Genomic DNA, 7,017 nt, shown 5'->3' with positions numbered 1-7,017 from the left:
GCTCCGCACCGCAACCCGCCGCTACCGCCCCAAATACAGCAACCCAAAACCGCCGGAGCGAACTTAAAACTGGATAAAACTTGGGGGCAAGGTCAGCGGCTGGAGAAACAGCTGTTGGAATTGCGGAAGGGACATGCTCGGGTCTTCCAATGCGCGCTGAATTGCTACCAGGCGCGTCATTGATGACGTCGAGGGTCTTGTCCACCGTTGATGGTTCGTACACGCCTTCGCTCGAGATACGACCGGGCGTTGATGCGGGCCGAGCAACAAGGTCGCGTAGGAACCCGAACGGTCCAGGACGGTTACATTCTGTGGTAGCGCTATGGGAATTCTGCAAAGCGCAGCGACTGCTTGATTTAAAGTGTGGCACGTCTCGAGAATGTAGCGGATCACCAGGATAATGGAAAAGCCAACACCCTGAGTGCGGCCCCCGCCAAGAGTGACACTCGCGACGAGTCCTTCCTCGTTCATACCATCTACACAACCTCCCCAAGGTCTTTGCGCCTTTCCAATGACCCTCAGATTCGACCAGGCGGTCATTTCGAAGCGATCGGAAACAATCGCCGGCGGATAGTCGAAGTTTCGCAGTAATGCCGGGCCTTCCGACCCAAGCCAGACCGCCTGACTACAACCGTAGCGTTCTGGCGCGGGTCGGTAGTGACTCAGCATTCGATGCGCCACGTCGTCATCTCCGACGAGGGAGCATGCCTCGTCATAGGCGGGTGCCAGCTCCGGCATGAACCGAAGCAACGCTGCACGGCATTCCTTTGCAGTTGGGACTGGGGATCGGGCTTGCCCGAAGTACCACTTTTCCGCCTCCTCGCGACCGGCAACAAATCTGGAAAGCCAGGCCTTGCCGGGTCGGTCTTCCTTAACGGCCGCAAATGTCTTGTCCATGGCTGGATTATAGGAAGTCACACGCGTTGCTGACAAGGCGTGGGCGCCGGTATAGGCGTCGAATACAGAAAAGAACCAGCAAGGCTCGACTGGAACTTAGGAGACCATGCCCGGCTGGCATCGTCCATGGAGCAAGCCGAAGATGGGTTGTCGACCATGGGAACGCTGGGGCTCGCTGATGCGAGAGCTTGGCTCATTGAACCCAAGCGCCCCGTATTCGCCTCAGGTGACGATGTTCAGACCGGATATGGCAACAGCGTTTCACGTCTGCCAAGCGCCAACGAATAACAAACGACGAGCCCTATTTCACCTGACGAGCGCTGAACGGACGACGCAGCGAATGATCTCGACGACGAGCAGTACACGGAAAGTCACGGGTATCAGGTAATGATCGTAATGCGGGCGTTTCAGTCAGCCAAGCCGCGGCTGCTCCAATCAAGCAACGCGAGAAGACCGGAAAAACCGGCTTTCTCGTCCAGGTCCCCCCGAAACGCCGTCCTATTGCCTTCGAGGCGCGCCTCGTTTTGCAGACAAGGGTGAAGACATGTCAAGAATATGCGGAAGACCCAGGCGACCAATGGGTTTCACTGCCGTTCCTCAGCGTGCTTGCGCTTTTCGTTCTCCTGCTCGTATGGGTATTGCTCGAGCATACGGTCTATGGTCGTCGCTCTATGCGTTGGCGGGAACGCCGAAGCTCCAAGGCTCGTCGGTGTGCGTGTGCGGCTCCTTCGATTTTCGGCGGTTGGCCTGACCGGTCTCGGGGCGGCAACCGCAGGTCTGATGATGCAAGCCGGGTCGCCTCCGCCAACCCGACCCAAGGAAGCGGTTTGATGCTTTCTGCAATAGCGGCCGTCTTCCTGGGAATGACCATGAGTGAGGAAGGCGAGCCCGCGTCCTGGCGACGTTGTCGGGAGTTTCATTCTCGGCGGCTCGACAATGGCCTGACGCAGATGAGCGTCGATTCCTACGTGCGCGAGATTCTCGTGGGATCAACTATCATCCTCGCCGTCGCCTCCTCCAGCTTGAGCAAGCTTAGCCAAAAGGAGTGGCCACTCCCCATACGGACTGTTCTCAACAGCATCCGCAGGAGGGGATCATAACGGCTCCGTTATGGCTGAGCCGGCGCCAGAAATTTGCGCGGCATCCAGACCGTGGCGTAACAAGCGCTCTCGGGACCGACACTATCTTTCTGTGAATAACGTGACTGAAAGGCGGCCTCGACAGTGCCATGAGGTCAACTACACCGGCTTTTTTTTACAACGAGCACGATCACTTCCGACAAGACCACGAATCGCCTGCAATCAGCCATCTCAAGAGGAGATTTCGCTTTGCCAGTGATCAAGCTGTTCACCAGGAGGTGTCTTGTTCCGTGCCTGCCTTTTTGGCGCAAGCACGACCGCGCAGTCGGCTGAAAGACCCCAACGACGTTGTAAGTCGATCGGTCGGCGACCGCTTCCACCATAGTTAAAATCGTCACTGGACCACTCGACCTTCCATTGATAACCGCGCGGCGGGGCGAGCAGAGGATCGGGCCGACTGTGAATTGCAAGGTCGTGACCGAGATTGACTAAAAGCAGACGCTGTTCGTCCGGCTTATCAGAAAAAAACCGCAACAGGAGCGCGGACGTCTCCAACACACTCCCGTCAACAATGAGCTTCCGCCCTTCGTCATATCCGGAGAAGATATTATTTCGCCGAAGCGCGAGGAGATCCCTATGGAGCGCAACGAGGTGGTCATTCCGCTCATATTCATCCCACTTTAGTTTTGATCGTTCAAACGTTAGCGGATCGGACGGCGCAGCCATGCGGTTTTCGAAGTCGGGATCCTTTAGGCTTGGGAACTGTTTCAAGAAGGCAACTCTGCCCTTTCTTACGAGATCAATCATCTCCCCACGACTATCAGCGAAGTAAAAGAAAGGCGTCGTCGCGCCGAACTCCTGGCCTTGAAAAAGCATGGGGGTCTGCGGACCGAGGAGGAGCAGGGCGGTTAGTGCTCGAAACCGCGCCGGCGACGTCAGCTCAGTTATCCGCAAGCCTCTTGCAGAATTCGCGATCTGGTCATGATTTTGCAAAAAGTGGACGAAGTGTTCGTGGTGGAGGTCAAAGCCGGGTGTGCCACGTGGGGCGTCCTGCCAATCGTAACGCTGGCCCTGAAACAGGTAGCCATGTTTCGCGGCCGATACGAACTCTTGGGCATGACCGCGGTGATCGTGATAATAGGCTTCCCTCCTTCCGGTAGCGGCCACCATGGCAGAGTGATGGAAGTCATCATTCCACGCAGCGTCCAGACCCAAGCCTTTCGCATCGCTTGCGCGGAGAAGACTTGTGTCCTGCGGTTCGTTCTCTGCCAAGAGGTAGATCGATCGCCGGCCTCCTGCTTTCCGTGCCTCACGAGCGATCAACGTGACGATGTGATCCTCACTGGCATCGAAGAGCGCCTGGGTGGCGTCCAATCGTAGGCCGTCCAAATGGTACTCATCGATCCAGTATGCGGCGTTCTTAGCTATAAACTCGCGCACACCCTGGCAATTCCTTCCGTCGAAGTTGAGAGAGCTACCCCACTCGTTGGAATAGCGATCGGTAAAGTAATCCTCTGAAAATGCTCGAAAGCTTTCGCCAACGCCGAAATGGTTGTAGACGACGTCGAGGATGATGCCGATTCCCGCCTGATGGGCCTGATCTATAAACGATCGCAATTCATCCGGGCGGCCGTACAAGCGTGTAGGCGCATAGGGAAGTACTCCGTCATAGCCCCACCCGAACTCACCGAGAAACTCGTTGAGTGGCATCATCTCCAAGCATGTGATGCCGAGGTCTTTGAGGAGCGGTAGCTTTTGCGCTGCGGCTTCATAGGTTCCCTCCGGCGTGAATGTCCCAATATGCATTTCGTAGAGGACCTGCCCATCTGGAGATATACCTGGCCAAGCCGTATCCTGCCATCGAAAGGACCTGTAATCCACGAGCATTGACGGCCCCGCTGGGCCCCCGGGTTGAAAGCGCGATGCGGGGTCGGGCAGACATTGTGGCGTCTCCCCCAGGCGGAACTGGTAAAGTGCGCCAATCTGCAAACCCTCGACGTCGACACAAAAGTAGCCCCCTTCCTCTCGGCGCATCGGGTATTCTCCTCCTGCCATGAGAACGACCGACATGGTTTGGTGAGATGGTGCCCAAACGCGAAACGACGCAACACGATCAACGATCTCGGCCCCAACCGGGTATCGTCTTTGTGATCCTCCCGTCGCTCTTGATTCGCGATCGACTTGCATTTGCTTGACGTCCTCTGCTGCGGTCTGGCCATTGAAAACGTCAGCAACAGGGCGTTGTTCCGGCGGAGGATCTTACTCGGCGAGGATCGCGAAAGCCTCATAGGGACAAAAAACACCATCGAAGTCCGGTGGCATGTCCCAGCGTCTCCTGGCGTGGAGATTAAATTACTTTGGAGCCCGGCGATCCCCTGATCACACTTCCTTTTTGTTGCAGGAAGGGTGAGGGAGGTTGCACCATGTCACTGGAACCCGGGTGTGGCTTTTCTGCGTGTCCGCGTGGTTTGCGAAATCGATTAGCTGCTTTGAAATCGATCGCTCACCACCGTTGCCATCTCCTCCCATCGCGTGCGAGCAAGGCTCGTTAATCGTTCTTCGTCAACTACACCTTCCTTGACCAATACCAAAAGAAGCGTCGCAATCTCAACGCTCGCCTTTCGATCCCGAGTTACGCCCTGTTCTCGGCAAAGAGTCTTGAACGCATTCTTGATGAAAGAAAAATCGACGATAAGCCTCGAACGAGAACCGTGTACCGCACCGATGAAGGCATCGTTGTCGACTCCATAGTGATTACCAAATGTGCCGGCGTCGTCTTCGTTTATGGCGACTTCTTGCAAGCTGCTTCCCTATTTCTAATGCCTAGTGTAGCGATGAATCAGTGGAGGGTAGCACTTCAAGAGAAGCCTAATCAACCTGAGTAATCAATGTGTTCGCACGCCTCAGTTGGGGCCGCGCTCGAATACAATCTTTGAGAGGGGCCGGATCGCCATGCCGCGCGAGCGGGCGTTGACGTATTTGAAGTTAGGATCAACCAGCTATTAATGGAGATAACGACTGGTCTGCCGAACAGTCGGGCCCAACGCCTCAGCATTGACATGCTGGATATCGACGACTGTCGTACCTGGTTCCCCTTGCGCGCTCCCGTTCGTCACGTCGCAGGGCTGGAGGACGAAGCCTGCACCCCGTGAACATGCTTTCTGTGTCGCCGCCGCCTCAAGCGCTGTCCTCGCTACACCATGCTACGCTGCGGAAACGCCAGACCCGGACGTCGGCGTGCCCAACCCGAAACGATGGTGCTAAAGGACACTAACGGCAAGACCTAGGCCATTTTCGCTGGAGGTGAAGTATGAATAGTTGCCATGTTGTACGTCCTTCGTTCGGGCAGCGCCCATCACGGTCCCGAAGGTGTCACAAGGATGGCGACGATCGGGCCGCACCTGATGATCCTCAAGAAAGCCTGGCGGCAACTCGCAAAAGTGCGAGTCGCAGGGGAATGGCAATTGAGGCGCACAAGCTGAAGGGAAAGTGGGTGCTCCTTCGATCCGATGAGCCTGGCTTTCGGTGAGTTCTGTGATGAAAACGGAGGTCGCATCTGGACTTGGCTCGGTTCGCGCGGGCTTACGGTTGCATCCCTCGTCCGGTCTTCTAGAATGACCTTAGCCGAATTGACGAGGGTAAGGGGAATATGACTTTTCGTGTCCCGGCGCTATCTTTTGAGCATGAACCTCGCTGACCACTTTACCCACCCCGACCCGCGTGAAGCGGAACTGTCGCAACGCCTTCTTGAGTTGGGACTCGACGTTTGCCGTCTTGACGTAATGTCGCGAAGCGCTCTCGAAAGCGAGAAATGTCTTGCGAGCAACGCAAGGCTAACGCCGGCGATGCTGGCCGTCCGGCTGTTCGTATGGTACGTCGCAGAAAGCAAGCACTTTGATCCCAACGTTCTTTCACGGCCCGGCTCTATAGGCCGATCCATTTTCACCATGAGGAGATGGGCCGCCGGAGATCCCATATTCGCGGCCAATGTTGAAGTTGAAATTTCGTCGTTGAAATACTTTCTCTATGAACTTTTTGAAACCGTCCAAGTGCCTCCCACGATGATCATCGCGGCGCAGGAACGTCTCCTGGGTGCCTGAGCCGATGAGTGAATTGGCAGACGTTGGTTTGGCCACTATCGAATCGGAAGAAGTGCTACTGCCTTTCGAGCTTCGCATGTAATCTCCAGCCGCTGGCCGGGTTCGGGTCGGCTGTTTGGAGGTTTGTTGAGAAACAGCCCTTGGCCCCAGTACAGTGCTGCTGTGATTGCCGCATCGACGTCGAGAAACAAGGCGCCTTCAAGTTTTCGCTTCTTTGCCACCGTACGCAGATCGAACTCGATTGCCGAGGGGCAAATCGGACAAAAGCACTTCGGCCTTCCTGGCCTAAAGATCGTGTTTTGCTGAAACTGTTCGCCGCAAATATTGCTCGCCTCGCTGGCGACGCCGCCTTTCAATGGTTCGGACGCTTTTCATCACTGCCTCCAGACAATGACCGCTTTCTTATGATTTACGATCCGAAAGGTTCCGAACACGGCGGCCCCCGGCGAAACCAAACGCAGATGCCTGCAACTGACATGTGAAGCGTCCGAAAATCTCATCTGGAGCACTCGTTTCAGGCGCCCTGATCCGGAGTTTGACGTGGCTGGGAGGCCACCGACCAATACCAACCCCACCCGAGTGGCCTCCCTTATCCTTCCAGGAGATGAAGGATAGAAGGAGAGTAGGATTGCACATGGGGTTGGCAATCGGACCTTGGTCTGACCACGGGTTGCGTACGCTGGCGTACTTTGAAGCAGTAACCACGCTAACGTGAGCAGCCTGTGCCCGTTTCCTGCTGGAAACGCACCAGTAACGGGAACCCATCAGGCTGGATCCGTCGGTTCCTGGGCCCGAGACTTATCCGAGCGCAGAGGTCCTCTTGGCTGGCCAAAAGCACATTGGCCGGAGACATCGCGTCTGTGGCGCGCATAGCTGCTATGCCGGATTTACGGTTTTCGCCCGCCATCTCACAGTTTATTAGAGCTGCCTGGATCGATCCA

4 protein-coding genes are annotated in these 7,017 nt (G+C 56.2%); 1 reads left to right on the top strand and 3 read right to left on the bottom strand.

Going from position 1 to position 7,017, the window contains the following annotated elements:
- Positions 1-63: 63 nt before the first annotated feature.
- From FHX16_RS29400 to FHX16_RS29390, 3 genes are all read right to left on the bottom strand, one after another.
- The gene (locus tag FHX16_RS29400) at positions 64-897 is read right to left on the bottom strand and encodes a C45 family autoproteolytic acyltransferase/hydolase (protein ID WP_259131816.1); all 834 of its coding nucleotides are present in this window, start codon (positions 895-897) and stop codon (positions 64-66) included.
- 1,310 nt (positions 898-2,207) lie between these two features.
- Entirely contained in the window at positions 2,208-4,163 is a 1,956-nt protein-coding gene (gene treZ, locus FHX16_RS29395; RefSeq protein ID WP_259131814.1) for a malto-oligosyltrehalose trehalohydrolase, read from the bottom strand.
- 293 nt (positions 4,164-4,456) lie between these two features.
- Positions 4,457-4,777 (bottom strand): hypothetical protein, encoded by a 321-nt coding sequence (locus tag FHX16_RS29390; RefSeq protein WP_259131812.1) that lies wholly within the window; start codon positions 4,775-4,777, stop codon positions 4,457-4,459.
- A gap of 858 nt (positions 4,778-5,635) precedes the next feature.
- Here FHX16_RS29390 and FHX16_RS29385 point away from each other — a divergent pair.
- On the top strand, positions 5,636-6,076 hold the full coding sequence (locus FHX16_RS29385) for a hypothetical protein (protein WP_183758319.1): 441 nt from the start codon (positions 5,636-5,638) through the stop codon (positions 6,074-6,076).
- The last annotated feature ends 941 nt before the right edge of the window (positions 6,077-7,017 follow it).

Source organism: Rhizobium sp. BK661, assembly GCF_024808825.1.
Taxonomy (GTDB): domain Bacteria; phylum Pseudomonadota; class Alphaproteobacteria; order Rhizobiales; family Rhizobiaceae; genus Rhizobium.
This window is presented reverse-complemented; position numbering and strand designations above follow the sequence as displayed.